Source organism: Janibacter anophelis NBRC 107843 (assembly GCF_001570945.1).
GTDB lineage: Bacteria > Actinomycetota > Actinomycetes > Actinomycetales > Dermatophilaceae > Janibacter > Janibacter anophelis.
Window position 1 is genome coordinate 1 of the sequence record NZ_BCSQ01000075.1, and the last position, 13,845, is coordinate 13,845.

Sequence of the window (13,845 nt, forward strand, 5' to 3'; positions counted from 1 at the left end):
GAGCCGGTAGATCCCGCCGAAGGGCACGGCGGGCTTGGCCCGGTCGGCGGTGAGCGGCATGAGTCGCTTGCCCTCGCCGCCGGCGAGGACGATGGCCAGGACCTTGGGTTGGCGGCGCACGATCCCAACCTAGTGGCTTCTCCGCCGCGGCTCTAGGCTGGATCCGTGCGCGTCGACATCCTCAGCAAGGAGTACCCACCGGCCGTCTACGGCGGCGCCGGAGTGCACGTCGCGGAGTTGACGCGCGCCTTGCGAGAGCGGGGCGACACCGACGTGCGGGTGCGGTGCTTCGGCGCACCCCGGGACGAAGGGGGGACCACCGGCTACCCGGACCCGCCCGGTCTCGAGGGAGCCAACCCGGCCCTGACGACCATGGGTGTCGACCTGACGATGGCGGCCGACTGCGGCGGGGCGGACCTCGTGCACAGCCACACCTGGTACGCCAACTTCGCCGGCCACACCGCCTCGCTGCTGCACGGCGTCCCGCACGTCGTCTCGGCGCACAGCCTCGAGCCCCTTCGGCCGTGGAAGGCCGAGCAGCTCGGCGGCGGCTACCGGCTCAGCTCCTGGGTCGAGCGCACCGCCTACGAGGCCGCCGCCGCGGTCATCGCCGTGAGCCACGGCATGCGCGCCGACATCCTGCGCAGCTATCCCGACATCGACCCGGCCCGGGTGCACGTGGTGCACAACGGGATCGACTCACAGCTGTGGCAGCCGGCCCAGGACCTCGACGTCGTGAGGGGCCATGGGGTCGACCCGGACCGCCCCTCGATCGTCTTCGTCGGCCGGATCACCCGGCAAAAGGGCCTGCCCCACCTGCTGCGCGCGGTGCGCGACCTGCCCCCGGAGGTGCAGGTGGTCCTCTGTGCAGGGGCACCCGACACCCCGGAGATCCTCGCCGAGGTCGAGACGCTCATCGAGAGCCTGCGCGCCACCCGTGAGGGCATCGTGTGGATCCCCGAGATGCTGCCTCGGCACGAGGTCATCGCGCTGCTGTCGGCGGCGACCGTCTTCGCCTGCCCGTCGGTCTACGAGCCGCTCGGCATCGTCAACCTCGAGGCCATGGCCTGTGGACTGCCCGTCGTGGCGACCGCGACCGGCGGCATCCCCGAGGTCGTCGTCGACGGCGAGACCGGATGGCTCGTGCCCATCGAGCAGGTCCAGGACGGCACCGGGGCGCCCGTCGATCCCGCGCGGTTCGAGGCCGACCTCGCGGCTGCGCTCGTCGATGCGCTGTCGGACCCCGACCGGGCGCGTGCCCGGGGCGCAGCGGGCCGCCGGCGCGCGGTCGAGCAGTTCTCCTGGACGAGCATCGGCGACCGCACGATGGCGGTCTACGAGAGCGTGCTCAGCCAGTCCTGACGGGTGATCTCGCTGACCACCTCGCCGAGCTCGGCGCCGGGCAGCGGGTCCTCCCACTCCCGGACCTCGACGCGGACCTCCCGCATCCCGAGCCGTCGCATCACCCCGCGCGACCCGAGGTTGACGACCATCGTCTCGGCCCGCACGACCTGCAGGGATGCGTCGCCGAATCCCTCGGCCAGCACGGCACGGGCGCCCTCCACGGCCAGGCCCTGCCGCCACCATCGTCGGGCGAGCCGGTAGCCGAGCTCGGCGGTCCCCCCTTCGCGCGGCCACAGGGACCACCAGCCGACCGGCTCGTCGTCGACGGAGCCGACCCACATCGGTCCGGGCAGCTGCGGCGCCCAGTACTCGGTGGCCTCCTGCTCCGTGCGGGCCCGCCCGAGGATGTGGCGCAGGACCTCGGGGTCGGAGTCGAGCCGGACGAGGAAGGGGAGGTGCCCGGGCGTCGCGGGGGCGAGCCGGAGCCGGTCGGTGGCCAGTGGCCGGATCACCGGATGGGCACCCAGCCCGCGAGCTGGGCGCAGGCCGCGTTGGTCGCGTCGGCGAGGGTCTGCTCGCAGCTACGGGCCAGGCGACGAAGGGCGGCGGCGCGCTGCTCGTCGTGGGCGGCCGTCACGGCACCGGACGCGCCGAGTCCGACCTCCGCGGCGACGGCGACGGTGCCGGCGAGGCCGATGACCTTGCGCGCACGCTCGGGCATCGCGTCCGGGAGTGCCCAGTCGGCGCCGAGCCGGTCGTCGAGCAGGTCCCGGGACAGGTCGTCGGCCCAGGGCGTGCCGCCGATGCGGTCGAGCTCGTCGATCGCGGAGAGGAGGTGGCCGCGCAGGTGACGCTCCAGCTGGGACGGCTCGAGGGCCTCGATGCGGTGGGGTGGCACGGGATCGGCGTCGTGCTCGGCCCAGTCGATGCGCAGCCCGCGGGCGCCCTCGGAGCCGAAGGTCGAGACCTGCGGCACGAGCATGCCGCCGAGGCCGGCGACGAAGACCGCCTCCCCGGCCTCGACGGCCGCGTCGGTCGCGACGGGGCCGCACCGGGGCAGGCCGTGCAGGTCGCCCGGGCCGGGCAGGGCGACGAGCAGGGCGGCCTCGCCGAGGTCGCGCCAGACGCGGACCTGCTCGACCAGGCCCTCGGTGTGGTCGACATCGGGCAGCGCGCGGTCGATCGCGTGGGTGAGCGTCGTGCCGCCGGACCAGGCATGCGTCACCCACAGCGCGACACGGACGGAGGCGGGCAGCTCGGGCATCTGACCGATGGTAGTTCGCGCTCGATAGGGTCGGGTCATGAGTGATGTCCTCGCGCTGGCCGGAGCCACTGTCGTGCGTGGCGAGTCGACCCTCGTCGCGGACGTCGACTGGGAGGTCGAGGAGGGCCAGCGATGGGTCGTCCTCGGTCCCAACGGCGCCGGCAAGACGACGCTGCTGCAGCTGGCGGCCGCCCGCATGCACCCCACCCGTGGGGTCGTCGGCGTGCTCGGCGAGGTCCTCGGGGCGGTCGACGTCTTCGAGCTGCGACCCCGCATCGGTCTGGCCTCCGCGTCGCTCGCCGACCGCATCCCGAAGGGGGAGCGGGTCACCGACGTCGTCGTGACCGCCTCGTGGGGCGTCGTCGGCCGGTGGCGTGAGGGATACGACGACCTCGACCACGACCGGGCCCGCGAGTTGCTCGCGGCACTGGGCGCCGAGCACCTCGCCGACCGCAGCTACGGGACCCTGTCCGAGGGCGAGCGCAAGCGCGTGCAGATCGCCCGGGCCCTGATGACCGACCCCGAGCTGATGCTCCTCGACGAGCCCGCCGCGGGACTCGACCTGGGGGGCCGCGAGGACCTCGTGCGGCGTCTGGGCGACATCGCCGGTGACCTCGAGGCGCCGGCGCTCGTCATGGTCACGCACCACGTCGAGGAGATCCCGCCCAACTTCACCGACGTGCTCCTCCTGCGCGAGGGCCGCGTCGTGGCCCAGGGCCCCATCGAGATCACCCTGACCGAGGACAACCTCTCGCAGACGTTTGGTCTCGATCTGGTGCTGGAGCAGCACGGTGACCGATGGTCGGCACGCGCTCGGGCATGATGGCCTGACACCCGACGAAGGGGGCACGAGATGGAGTGGTTGGGAGACAACCTCTGGCTGGCCTGGTTGGTCCTGGCCCTCGTGCTCATCGCGATCGAGGCGGCGACGGTCGACTTCGTCTTCGTCATGCTCTTCGGCGGCGCACTCGTCGGGGCGGCGGCCGCCGCTGTCGGTGCCCCCGTCATGCTCCAGGTGCTGCTCGCCGTCGGCGTCGCCCTGCTCCTCATCGGGGTCGTGCGGCCGATCGTCAAGCGGCAGTTCACCGACCCCGCCGCCTCGGCCGACATCGGCTCGGCGGCCCTGACCGGTCGCACCGCGCGCGTCCTGGAGACCGTCACCGAGACCGACGGTCGGGTGCGTCTGGCCGGCGAGACGTGGAGCGCTCGCGTGCCCGACGGCGCCCCGCCCTGCGAGCCCGGCGCCGAGGTGACCGTGCTGTCCATCGACGGTGCCACGGCCGTCGTGACCCTCAAGACCTGACGCACCCACCCCCCATCCGGAAGGACGGTCCCATGGACGGCGCCGCATTCCTCATCTTCATCGCAGCGCTGCTCGTCTTCGCGCTCGTCATCCTCTTCAAGACGGTGCGCATCGTGCCGCAGCAGACGGCGCTGATCATCGAGCGGCTCGGCCGGTACTCCCGCACGCTCGAGGGCGGCATCCACATCCTCGTGCCCTTCGTCGACAAGGTGCGGGCGAGCATCGACCTGCGCGAGCAGGTCGTGAGCTTCCCGCCGCAGCCGGTCATCACCTCGGACAACCTCGTCGTCAACATCGACACGGTCATCTACTACACGGTCATCGACGCCAAGCGGGCCGTGTACGAGATCGCCAACTTCATCCAGGGCATCGAGCAGCTGACCGTGACGACCCTGCGCAATGTCATCGGCTCCCTCGACCTGGAGCAGACGCTCACCAGTCGTGACCAGATCAACGGCCAGCTGCGTGGTGCGCTCGACGAGGCGACCGGCCGCTGGGGCATCCGCGTCAACCGCGTCGAGCTCAAGGCGATCGACCCGCCGATGTCCATCCAGGAGTCGATGGAAAAGCAGATGAAGGCGGAGCGGGACCGCCGCGCGGCCATCCTCAACGCCGAGGGCGTCAAGCAGTCGCAGATCCTCACCGCCGAGGGTGAGAAGCAGTCGGCGATCCTGCGGGCCGAGGGCTCCGCCCAGGCCGCGGTCCTCGAGGCCCAGGGCCAGTCGCGGGCCATCAAGCAGGTCTTCGATGCCATCCACCGCGGCAAGCCGACCCAAAAGCTGCTCGCCTACCAGTACCTCCAGGTCCTCCCGCAGATCGCCACCGGCGACGCCAACAAGATGTGGATCATCCCCAGCGAGCTCACCGACGCCCTGCGCGGCATCGGTGGTGCGCTCGGCGGCAGCGACGGCGACGGACCGAAGGGGGGACTCGACGCCGAGGACTGGGTCGACCCGGGCCCGGAGGACGCCAACGTCTTCGACACCACCGCTCTCGAGGACCCGGGCGAGGCCCTCGCCGAGGCACGCGGCCAGGCCGGTCAGGCCTCCCGCGAGGCGAGCGCGCACGCGACCCCGGCCTCACGGGTCCAGCCGGCCGCGGGGCCCGGGGTGCGCCTGCCGAAGCCCGCGGAGCCCGCTCCCGAGGACCCGGCGCAGCACCCTTCGTCCGAGGGCACTGAAGACAACCGCTGACGCGTGCCGCCCGGCGCACCCGGCCACCGGTCCCGTGGCGCTGCCGGTCTAGGGTTGACCGGGTGTCGTGGCTCGAGATGGGTGCAGTGGTCCTCGCCGGTGTGTGGGCGGGCGGCATCAACACCCTCGTCGGGTCCGGGACGCTCGTGACCTTCCCCGTGCTGCTCGCCCTCGGCGTGCCGGCCGTGACCGCCAACGTCTCCAACTCGATCGGCCTCGTCCCCGGCGGGGTGAGCGGCAGCCTCGGCTACCTGCCGGAGATGAAGGGGATGGGCCGCCGCGTCGTGCAGCTCGTCCCGATGTCGGTGCTCGGCGCGATCACCGGGGCGCTGCTCCTGCTGTGGCTGCCGCCGGAGGCGTTCGAGGCGATCGTGCCCGTGCTCATCGGCATCGGCATCCTCCTGGTCATCTTCGGCCCGCGCCTGCAGACCTGGGCGAAGCGGCACCACGAGGACGGCGGGTCGGCGCCCACCTGGCACCTCGTCGCCCTCATGGCCGGCGTCCTCGTCGCGGGCGTCTACGGGGGGTACTTCGGCGCGGCCCAGGGGGTCATCCTCATCGGCCTGCTCTCGGCGCTGGCCACGGAGCCGCTGCAGGCGCTCAACGGTCTGAAGAACGTCTTGGGCCTCGTCGTCAACGTCATCGGCTCACTCGTCTTCATCATCACGGCACCGGAGCTCGTCGACTGGGGGATCGCCGCGCTCATCGGCATCGGCTCGGTCGTCGGTGGCGTGCTCGGCGCCCGGTACGGACGCCGGCTCCCGCCCAACGTGCTGCGCGGGGTCATCGTCGTCGTCGGACTGGCCGGCCTGACCAAGTTCGTGTTCTTCCCGTGATCGAGTGGATCGACCCGGTCCTGCTCGCGCTGGGCCTCGTCGTGGCTGTCGGGGCCTTCGTCCAGTCCTCGATCGGCTTCGGGATCGCGGTGGTCTCGGCCCCCTTCGTCGTCGTGCTGCGCCCTGAGCTGATGCCGACGTCCATGCTCGTGTGCGCCTTCGTCCTGCCGGTCCTGCAGCTGGCGACCGGACCCCGCGAGATCTCGTGGCGGCCGCTCGGCTGGGCGGTCGGTGCGCGTCTGCTGGCCACCCCGCTCGGGGTCTGGCTCGTCGCATCGACCTCCGCCGACGCGATCGCCCTGGCCGTCGGCATCCTCATCCTCGTCACGGTGGTGGCCTCGGTCGTCGCCGTCGAGGTGCGCCTGTCCCGGGAGAGCGCCATGGCGGCCGGGGCCATCAGTGGTGTGTCCGGGACGGCCGCGTCCATCGGGGGGCCGTTCTTCGCGCTCGTCATGCGGCACGAGCCTCCCGACCGGCTGCGCGCGACGCTCGCCGTGTTCTTCATCGCCGGCTCGGTCTTGGCCGTGACCGGTCTGGCGATCGCCGGGCAGGCGGACTGGGCGCAGCTGCGCGCGGGGCTGCTGTGGACCCCCTTCGTCCTCCTCGGGCACCTCGTCGCGGGTCCGGTGCGCGCCCGGATGCCCGCGGAGGCGGTGCGAAGGGGGGTCCTCGCCTTCTGCGTCGTGGCGAGCGTCAGCGTCATCGCCCGCGCGCTCCTCTAGCCTCGCCCTGTGCCGATCCTCATCACCGACCCGACCGACGAGCGACTGCGCGACTTCGTCGGCCTGACCGACGTCAAGCTGCGCCGGGTGCTCGAGCCCGCCGGTGGGCTCTACCTCGCCGAGAGCGAAAAGGTCATCCGACGGGCGCTGGCCGCCGGACACCGACCCCGCGCGCTGCTCATGGGGGAGCGCTGGCTCACCGACCTGGCGGACGTCGTGGAGCAGGCCGAGGCCGACGGCGTGCCGGTGTACACGGGGTCCGCCGAGGTCATCGAGGGGATCACCGGGTACAACCTGCACCGAGGTGCCCTGGCGTCCATGCACCGTCCGCCCACGCGCCCGCTCGCCGAGGTGCTCGACGGGGCCCGGCGGGTGCTCGTCATCGAGGACGTCGTCGACCACACCAACGTCGGGGCGATCTTCCGCTCTGCAGCCGCTCTGGGGACCGACGCCGTGCTCGTCACCCCGCAGTGTGCTGATCCGTTGTACCGCAGGGCGATCCGGGTTTCGATGGGCACCGTCTTCCAAGTGCCGTGGACACGCATCGAGCGGTGGCCGAGCGGGATCGAGCAGCTGCGCGAGGCCGGATTCACGGTGGCTGCCCTGGCCCTGGCCGACAATGCGATCACCCTCGACGAGCTCGCGGCACAGGCCCCCGAGCGGCTCGCCTTGGTGCTCGGTACGGAGGGTGACGGGCTGGCGCGGCGGACCCTCGGACGGGTGGACGTCACCGTGACGATCCCGATGGCCGGGGGAGTCGACTCGCTCAACGTCGCCGCAGCCGGTGCGGTCGCGGCGTGGGAGCTGCGGGTGCGCTGAGTCGCAGGTCGACGACGTCGCCCGGGTGGGTCAGGCCTGGTGGAGGCCGGTGATCACCGCGCGTCCCAGGGTGTGCGGCAGGTAGGTGAAGGCCGCGACGGTGCACGAGACCGAGTCGTCGATGCCGAGGTCGTCCGTGTCGAGGGCGTGCACGGCGAAGACGTAGCGGTGCGCGATGTAGCCCTCGGGCGGGGCCGCGCCGCCGAAGGCCTTGGTGCCGAAGTCGCTGGCCGTCATGAAGGCCCCCGCGGGCAGCTGCGCGCCACCCTCCGCACCCGCGCCCTCGGGCAGCGAGGTGGTGTCGGCCGGCAGCCCGACGACGGTCCAGTGCCAGAAGCCCGCCGGCGTGGGGGCGTCCGGGTCGAAGCAGGAGACCGCGAAGCTCTTGGTGCCCTGGGGGGCGCCGGACCACGACAGCTGGGGGCTGCGGTCGCCGCCGGAGTTGACCTGGGCGTCGTCGAGCCGGCCCCCGTCGGTGAAGCTCTCGCTCGTCACCTCGAAGGAGGCCGTCGGCGGGAGCAGGTCGTAGGGAGCCGGTGCGGTCGGTCGCGTGAAGTCCATGGTCCCGACCCTAGGTCGTCGACGTCCGACGTCAACCCGTCACCGCACGAGGCGGTCCAGCAGGCGCTGCACCTCGGCGGCCGGGTCGTCGGTGAGACCGCTGTGGACGGGCCCTGCCCGCACGACGGTCGACCTCGGGGCGCTGAGCCAGCCGAAGCGGCGCCCGTCGTCCCCGAGGCGGGGGAGTCCGCCCCCTTCGTCCCCTGCAGCGACGGCGCACACGGTCCGCAGCGCCGCGTCGAGCTCGTCGAGGTCGAGGTCGGGGGAGAACGCCCGCACGCGATCGCGGTCGACGGCGAAGGCCGCCTCGAGGTGGTCGGCCGCCTGACTGCGCAGGACGATGCCGACGTTGATGAACTCCTCCCGCTCGGCCCGGGGGACGCAGCGCAGGACGACGTACTGGTAAGGGAGCCGCGTCATCGGGCACCTCCGGTGAGCCAGGCCGCCGGCCGGTCGCGGCGGGCGATGAGGTGCTCGAGGTAGGTGGCTCGGGCGGCGTCGGGCGAAGGGAGGTGCTCCGAGATCTCGAGCCACTCGTCGGGGAGGAGGGCGACGACCCCCTCGAGGGTCGTGTCGTCGAGCCGGGCGGCGAGTCGCTCGTGCGTCTCGCCCAGGTCGCCGACGAGGTCGCCGAGGACGTGGTCGGACCCGTCGAAGAGCTGATCGGCGAAGCGCTGCGGGTCGGGGGCCCGTCGACCCCAGCCGTGGTGGAAGTACACGGCGGCACCGTGGTCGATGACCCAGGGCCGACCGCCCCAGACGAGCAGGTTGGGGTTGGCCCAGGTGCGGTCGATGTTGGCGGTGAACGCGTCGAGCCAGACGATCGGCGCGGCCTGCTCGGCAGTGGCCGGGCGACTGCCGTCGTAGCCGAAGGACCCGGGGAGGTAGTCCAGGCCCAGGTTGGTCCCGACCGACGCGGTCAGCAGGTCCTGCACCTCCTCGTCGGCTTCGTAGCGAGCGATGTCGCGGGGCAGGTCGACCACGACCAGGCGCGGGACGGGGATACCCAGGACCCGGGCCAGCTCCCCGACGAGCACCTCGGCGACGAGGACCTTGACGCCCTGCCCGGCGCCGCGGAACTTCACGACGTACATCCCGAGGTCATCCGCCTCGACGAGGCCCGGGAGGGAGCCCCCTTCGCGCAGGGGGACGGCGAACCGGGTCGCGGTGACGGTCTCTAGCACGGGCCCACAGTAGGCCCACCGGGTGGCGATCGCGCCGAAATTCGCGCAAGGTGGGGACATGCTCGCTGGACGACGACCTCCCCACGACTACCTCGGCACCGTGCTCGGGACCCCCGACCCGAGGGGGCTCGCGCGCTTCTACGCCGAGGTCCTCGGCTGGCGGATCCACAGCGACGAGGAGGACTGGGCGACCATCGCGCCGGAGCAGTCCCACGTCTACCTCGGCTTCCAGCTCGAGCGGGACCACGTGCCGCCGGCCTGGCCGTCCCAGCCGGGTGACCAGCAGATGCAGATGCACCTCGACATCGAGGTGAGCGACCTGGAGCGGGCCGTGGAGGCCGCACTGCGTCTCGGCGGGCGGCTCTCGGACCACCAGCCGCAGGTCGAGGTCCGGGTCCTCATCGACCCCGCGGGGCACCCTTTCTGCCTCTACGTCGGGGCTCCGGAGGAGGCCGCGCAGACGCCGTGACGGCCGCTCGTCCTGCTGCGCGGACACGCTGTGGCAGTGGATTTCTCCTCGGGGACATCCGCGTGTAAAGTTTCACGTCGTTGCCCCGGTGGCCCCCAGCCGCCGGACGCACCACTCGTCCGGGTGGCGGAATTGGCAGACGCGCTAGCTTGAGGTGCTAGTGCCCGTATTAGGGCATGGGGGTTCAAGTCCCCCCTCGGACACAGGAATGAAGGGCCCCGCTCCAGTGGATCGGGGCCCTTCACGTTGTCGCCGGCGCGGGACCCGAGGTGACGCGCGGGTACGACGACACGCTGGCGTCACGGGCTGCGTGAGGGGTCCGAGCTGCCGGGGACTCGCGCTCGTCGGGCTGCGAGTCTGTCGTCATACCCGCGAGTCACACGGGCCGGTTCAGGCCACGTGCTCCTCGTACTCCCGGTCCCCGCGGAAGGGCATGAGGAACTGCGGAACGAGGCCCCGGGGGACCGTCTCGAGTTTGAGCACGCCGTACTCCTGCGGCCAGGAGCCGTCACGCGGGAGCTTGAAGCTGCCCATGAGCATGTCGACGACCGGCAGGTGGATGGCGTAGTTGCGGTCCCAGTAGTCGACGTGCCGGGCGTGGTGCCAGTGGTGGTAGCGGGGGAGCACCACGAGGTACTCGAGCCACCCGAAGCGGACCCCGATGTTGGCGTGGGCCACGACCGCCTGCAGCCCGACGATGAGGACGTAGGCGTTGACGGCCGTGGTCGAGAAGCCGAGGACCATGAGGGGCAGCAGGACGATGCTGCGGGTCAGGACGGTCTCGGCGAGGTGGACGCGTGACCCGGCCAGCCAGTCCAGGTCCCGGCTCGAGTGGTGCACCGCGTGGAAGCGCCACAGTGTCTTCACCCGGTGGTACGCCCGGTGGAGGAGCGCCTGGGCGAGGTCTGCGAAGAAGACGGCGAGCAGGACCTGCACCCACAGGGGAAGGGAGATGACGAGCGCCTTGACGGGGTCGATGGCGATGGCCGCCGCGACGGTGGTCGTCGACGCCGTGACGGCGATGAGAATGAACTGCACGAGGACGTGGCTGAGGAAGAAGTAGCAGATGTCCGTGCGCCAGCCTCCCCGCAGGATGGGGTGGCGACTGTGCGCCAGGTACCGCTCGAGCGGGATGAAGACGATCGCGGAGAAGAAGAGCGACAGGATGAACCAGTCCACACCCAGCGAGTAGGGGGTGGCCTCGATGGTGTCGAGGGGGACCGTCGTCCCGCCCAGGAGGACCGCGATGGTGGCCGCGACGATCCCGGCGAGGGCGATGCGCCGGCGCTGGTCGGCCAGGACAGCCACCGTCCCGGCGAGGAAGGCGCCGACGAGGCCGACGAGCAGCAGGCCCCGTGCGAAGTCCGAGGTGTAGACGGGGCGGAACTCCTGGCTGGTCAGGGCCTCGGGGAAGTGGAAGCACAGCACGGCGAGCAGGCTGAGGGCACCGCACCACGCGGCGGTGTGGGGGAGGAGGATGCGGTCCTTGGCGAGCATGGTCCAAAGATAGGAAGGGGGCGGAGGCCGGCACCTGAGGCGACGTACTCAAACCGAGTGGGGTGTGCCCCCTTCGCGGGGATAGAGTTCGACGGTGCCCGCCGGGCACCTCGAACCGTCCCACCAGGAGTCCCACGTGTCTGCCCAGATCACCATCAACGTCGCCGGAGACGAGCGATCGGTGGACCGGGGCACTACCGCGGCGGACCTCTTCGAGGGCGACCGCGCGGTGCTCGTGGCCCGCATCAACGGCGAGCTGCGCGACCTCGCGCACGAGGTCGCCGAGGGCGACGTCGTCGAGCCGGTGACGGCCGCAGAGCAGGACGGCCTCGACGTGCTGCGCCACTCCACGGCCCACGTCCTCGCGCAGGCCGTGCAGCAGATCAACCCCGACGCCAAGCTCGGCATCGGTCCGCCGATCCGTGACGGCTTCTACTACGACTTCGACGTCGAGGAGCCCTTCACCCCTGAGGACCTCAAGGCCCTCGACAAGGCGATGCAGCGCATCATCAACGAGGGCCAGACCTTCGTGCGTCGCGAGATCAGCGATGACGACGCGCTCGTCGAGCTCAAGGACGAGCCGTACAAGTGCGAGCTCATCGGCCTCAAGGGCGGCGCCTCCGAGGAGGCGGCCGAGGGCGCCTCGGTCGAGGTCGGCGGTGCCCAGCTGACGATCTACGACAACGTCCGCAGGGACGGCACCCGCGCATGGGGTGACCTGTGCCGGGGCCCGCACGTGCCGAGCACCAAGGTCATCGGCAACGCGTACAAGATCATGCGCAGCGCCGCCGCGTACTGGCGCGGGAGTGAGAAGAACCCGCAGCTGCAGCGCGTGTACGGCACGGCCTGGCCGAGCAAGGACGAGCTGAAGGCCTACCTCGACCGCCTCGCCGAGGCCGAGAAGCGCGATCACCGCAAGCTCGGTCGCGAGCTGGACCTCTACTCCTTCCCGGACGAGATCGGCTCCGGCCTGCCCGTCTTCCACCCCAAGGGTGGGGTCATCAAGCGCGAGATGGAGGACTACGTCCGCCAGCGGCACATCGAGGAGGGCTTCGAGTACGTCGGCACGCCGCACATCGCCAAGGAGGGGCTCTTCCACACCTCCGGCCACCTGCCGTACTACGGCGAGGGGATGTATCCCCCCTTCGACGTCGACGGCATGGACTACCGCCTCAAGGCGATGAACTGCCCGATGCACAACCTCATCTACCGCTCCAAGCAGCGCTCGTACCGCGAGCTGCCGCTGCGGCTCTTCGAGTTCGGGCACGTGTACCGCCACGAGAAGTCCGGCGTCATCCACGGCCTGACGCGCGTGCGGGGCTTCGCCCAGGACGACAGCCACTCCTACGTCACCAAGGAGCAGGCGCCCGACGAGATCCGTCACCTGCTCGACTTCATCCTCGGGCTGCTGCGCGACTTCGGGCTCGACGACTTCTACCTCGAGCTGTCGACGCGTGACGAGGACGGTGACAAGAGCAGCAAGTTCATCGGCTCCGACGAGGACTGGGCCGAGGCGACCGCGGTGCTCGAGCAGGTCTGCTCCGAGACCGGGCTCGAGCTCGTGCCGGACCCGGGCGGCGCCGCGTACTACGGCCCCAAGGTCAGCGTGCAGGCCCGTGACGCCATCGGCCGCACGTGGCAGATGAGCACGATCCAGTACGACTTCAACCAGCCCTCGGCCGACCGGTTCGCGCTCGAGTACCAGGCTGCCGACGGCACCCGCCAGCAGCCGGTGATGATCCACTCGGCGAAGTTCGGCTCGATCGAGCGCTTCATCGGGGTGCTCGTCGAGCACTACGCCGGCGCCTTCCCGGTGTGGCTCAGCCCCGTCCAGGTGCTCGGTGTCCCTGTCGCCGAGGAGTACAACGACTACCTGTGGGACGTGCTCACGCAGATGCGGGCGCAGGGGATCCGGGTCGAGCTCGACGACAGCGACGACCGGTTCCCGAAGAAGATCCGCAACGCCAGCAAGTCCAAGGTGCCCTTCACGCTCATCGCCGGCGAGGAGGACCGCAGCAACAACGCGGTCTCCTTCCGCTACCGGGACGGTTCGCAGGAGAACGGCCTGCCGATCGAGACCGCGATCGAGCGTGTCCTGGCGGCCGTCTCGGCCAAGGACCAGGTCATGGCTGCTCCGAGCCTGGCCAACCCCGGTCCGGACGAGCAGCCCGCAGGCACCATCTGAGGCTCCACCGTCTGACGGCGTCCGGAGGGGCTAGGTTGCCCCCATGGACGTGAGCCTGCGCCCGGTCGAGCGCGACGACGCATTTGCCTTGGCGGCCCTGCGCCTGCAGCAGGACCGCGAGCAAGGGCGGGCGTCGCGCGAGGGCTTCCTCGTGGCGTACGCCGACGCCTTCCTCGACGACTTCGCCGCCTACCGTGGGTGGCTCGCAGAGGAGGACGACGGTCGCCCTGTCGGCTGCCTGCTGGCCCAGCGGGTGCGCAAGCTGCCGACGCTCGCCCGGGCCGGTCGCCCCGAGTGGTGGTACGTCCAGCAGGTCTTCGTCTCCACCGACCGTCGGCGTGAGGGCATCGGCCGTCGGCTCGTCCACGCCGCGCAGGAGGCGGCCACGGCCGAGCGAGTGCGCTTCCTGCGCCTGAACGCCAGCGAAGCCGGCCGCGCCCTCTTCGACGCGACCGGCTTCGCCGATCC

General features: G+C 71.5%; 17 protein-coding genes and 1 tRNA gene. 11 read left to right on the forward strand and 7 right to left on the reverse strand.

All coding sequences use genetic code 11. From position 1 onward, the window contains the following. Positions 1-123 (reverse strand): sugar phosphate nucleotidyltransferase (locus JAN01S_RS16745; protein ID WP_370670790.1); only part of this gene is annotated, 123 nt, incomplete at its 3' end. 42 nt (positions 124-165) lie between these two features. On the opposite strand from JAN01S_RS16745, the gene glgA reads away from it, so the two are divergent. Further along, a complete protein-coding gene (glgA, locus tag JAN01S_RS15030; protein WP_068319430.1) occupies positions 166-1,362 on the forward strand; it encodes a glycogen synthase in 1,197 nt (398 codons plus the stop codon). Here glgA and JAN01S_RS15035 read toward each other — a convergent pair. Beyond that, a complete protein-coding gene (locus tag JAN01S_RS15035; RefSeq protein WP_068319432.1) occupies positions 1,335-1,856 on the reverse strand; it encodes a GNAT family N-acetyltransferase in 522 nt (173 codons plus the stop codon). The two genes, glgA and JAN01S_RS15035, sit on opposite strands and share 28 nt — an antisense overlap. Further along, positions 1,853-2,608, reverse strand: a complete 756-nt coding sequence (locus JAN01S_RS15040) for an Rv1486c family protein (protein ID WP_068319435.1) — start codon at positions 2,606-2,608, stop codon at positions 1,853-1,855. Before JAN01S_RS15040 ends, JAN01S_RS15035 begins: the two co-directional genes overlap by 4 nt. A gap of 37 nt (positions 2,609-2,645) precedes the next feature. Here JAN01S_RS15040 and JAN01S_RS15045 point away from each other — a divergent pair, with 37 nt between their 5' ends. From JAN01S_RS15045 to JAN01S_RS15070, 6 genes are all read left to right on the forward strand, one after another. Further along, positions 2,646-3,431 (forward strand): ABC transporter ATP-binding protein, encoded by a 786-nt coding sequence (locus tag JAN01S_RS15045; RefSeq protein WP_068319437.1) that lies wholly within the window; start codon positions 2,646-2,648, stop codon positions 3,429-3,431. A 30-nt stretch (positions 3,432-3,461) separates the two neighbouring features. Further along, positions 3,462-3,911 (forward strand): NfeD family protein, encoded by a 450-nt coding sequence (locus JAN01S_RS15050; RefSeq protein WP_068319440.1) that lies wholly within the window; start codon positions 3,462-3,464, stop codon positions 3,909-3,911. A gap of 32 nt (positions 3,912-3,943) precedes the next feature. Beyond that, positions 3,944-5,104 (forward strand): SPFH domain-containing protein, encoded by a 1,161-nt coding sequence (locus tag JAN01S_RS15055; protein WP_068319442.1) that lies wholly within the window; start codon positions 3,944-3,946, stop codon positions 5,102-5,104. A 62-nt stretch (positions 5,105-5,166) separates the two neighbouring features. Next, positions 5,167-5,940 (forward strand): sulfite exporter TauE/SafE family protein, encoded by a 774-nt coding sequence (locus JAN01S_RS15060; protein WP_068319444.1) that lies wholly within the window; start codon positions 5,167-5,169, stop codon positions 5,938-5,940. Then, positions 5,937-6,662: a sulfite exporter TauE/SafE family protein gene (locus JAN01S_RS15065; RefSeq protein WP_068319446.1), complete on the forward strand. Its 726-nt coding sequence runs from the start codon at positions 5,937-5,939 to the stop codon at positions 6,660-6,662. The genes JAN01S_RS15060 and JAN01S_RS15065 overlap by 4 nt, the downstream gene beginning before the upstream one ends. A 9-nt stretch (positions 6,663-6,671) precedes the next feature. Beyond that, positions 6,672-7,481 carry a TrmH family RNA methyltransferase gene (locus JAN01S_RS15070; RefSeq protein ID WP_068319448.1) on the forward strand — a complete coding sequence of 270 codons (810 nt, stop codon included), beginning with the start codon at positions 6,672-6,674 and terminating at the stop codon, positions 7,479-7,481. Between the two features lie 30 nt (positions 7,482-7,511). Here the strand turns inward: JAN01S_RS15070 and JAN01S_RS15075 are convergent, their stop codons facing one another. The 3 genes from JAN01S_RS15075 to JAN01S_RS15085 are packed head-to-tail and all read right to left on the reverse strand — an operon-like array spanning position 7,512 to position 9,226. Next, positions 7,512-8,042 (reverse strand): YbhB/YbcL family Raf kinase inhibitor-like protein, encoded by a 531-nt coding sequence (locus JAN01S_RS15075; protein ID WP_068319450.1) that lies wholly within the window; start codon positions 8,040-8,042, stop codon positions 7,512-7,514. 39 nt (positions 8,043-8,081) lie between these two features. Continuing rightward, on the reverse strand, positions 8,082-8,462 hold the full coding sequence (locus JAN01S_RS15080) for a DUF3037 domain-containing protein (RefSeq protein WP_068319452.1): 381 nt from the start codon (positions 8,460-8,462) through the stop codon (positions 8,082-8,084). Further along, on the reverse strand, positions 8,459-9,226 hold the full coding sequence (locus JAN01S_RS15085; protein ID WP_068319454.1) for a HipA family kinase: 768 nt from the start codon (positions 9,224-9,226) through the stop codon (positions 8,459-8,461). Before JAN01S_RS15085 ends, JAN01S_RS15080 begins: the two co-directional genes overlap by 4 nt. A 58-nt stretch (positions 9,227-9,284) precedes the next feature. Between JAN01S_RS15085 and JAN01S_RS15090 the strand changes: the two genes are divergently transcribed. Next, a complete protein-coding gene (locus tag JAN01S_RS15090) occupies positions 9,285-9,695 on the forward strand; it encodes a VOC family protein (RefSeq protein WP_068319456.1) in 411 nt (136 codons plus the stop codon). A gap of 117 nt (positions 9,696-9,812) precedes the next feature. Next, positions 9,813-9,898, forward strand: a tRNA-Leu gene (locus JAN01S_RS15095). Between the two features lie 187 nt (positions 9,899-10,085). Here JAN01S_RS15095 and JAN01S_RS15100 read toward each other — a convergent pair. Next, positions 10,086-11,192 (reverse strand): sterol desaturase family protein, encoded by a 1,107-nt coding sequence (locus tag JAN01S_RS15100; RefSeq protein ID WP_068319458.1) that lies wholly within the window; start codon positions 11,190-11,192, stop codon positions 10,086-10,088. A gap of 136 nt (positions 11,193-11,328) precedes the next feature. Here JAN01S_RS15100 and thrS point away from each other — a divergent pair, with 136 nt between their 5' ends. Together thrS and JAN01S_RS15110 are read left to right on the forward strand one after the other, a co-directional pair. Continuing rightward, a complete protein-coding gene (gene thrS, locus JAN01S_RS15105) occupies positions 11,329-13,377 on the forward strand; it encodes a threonine--tRNA ligase (RefSeq protein ID WP_068319460.1) in 2,049 nt (682 codons plus the stop codon). Between the two features lie 43 nt (positions 13,378-13,420). After that, on the forward strand, positions 13,421-13,845 hold a 425-nt coding region (locus tag JAN01S_RS15110; RefSeq protein ID WP_068319462.1), incomplete at its 3' end, for a GNAT family N-acetyltransferase.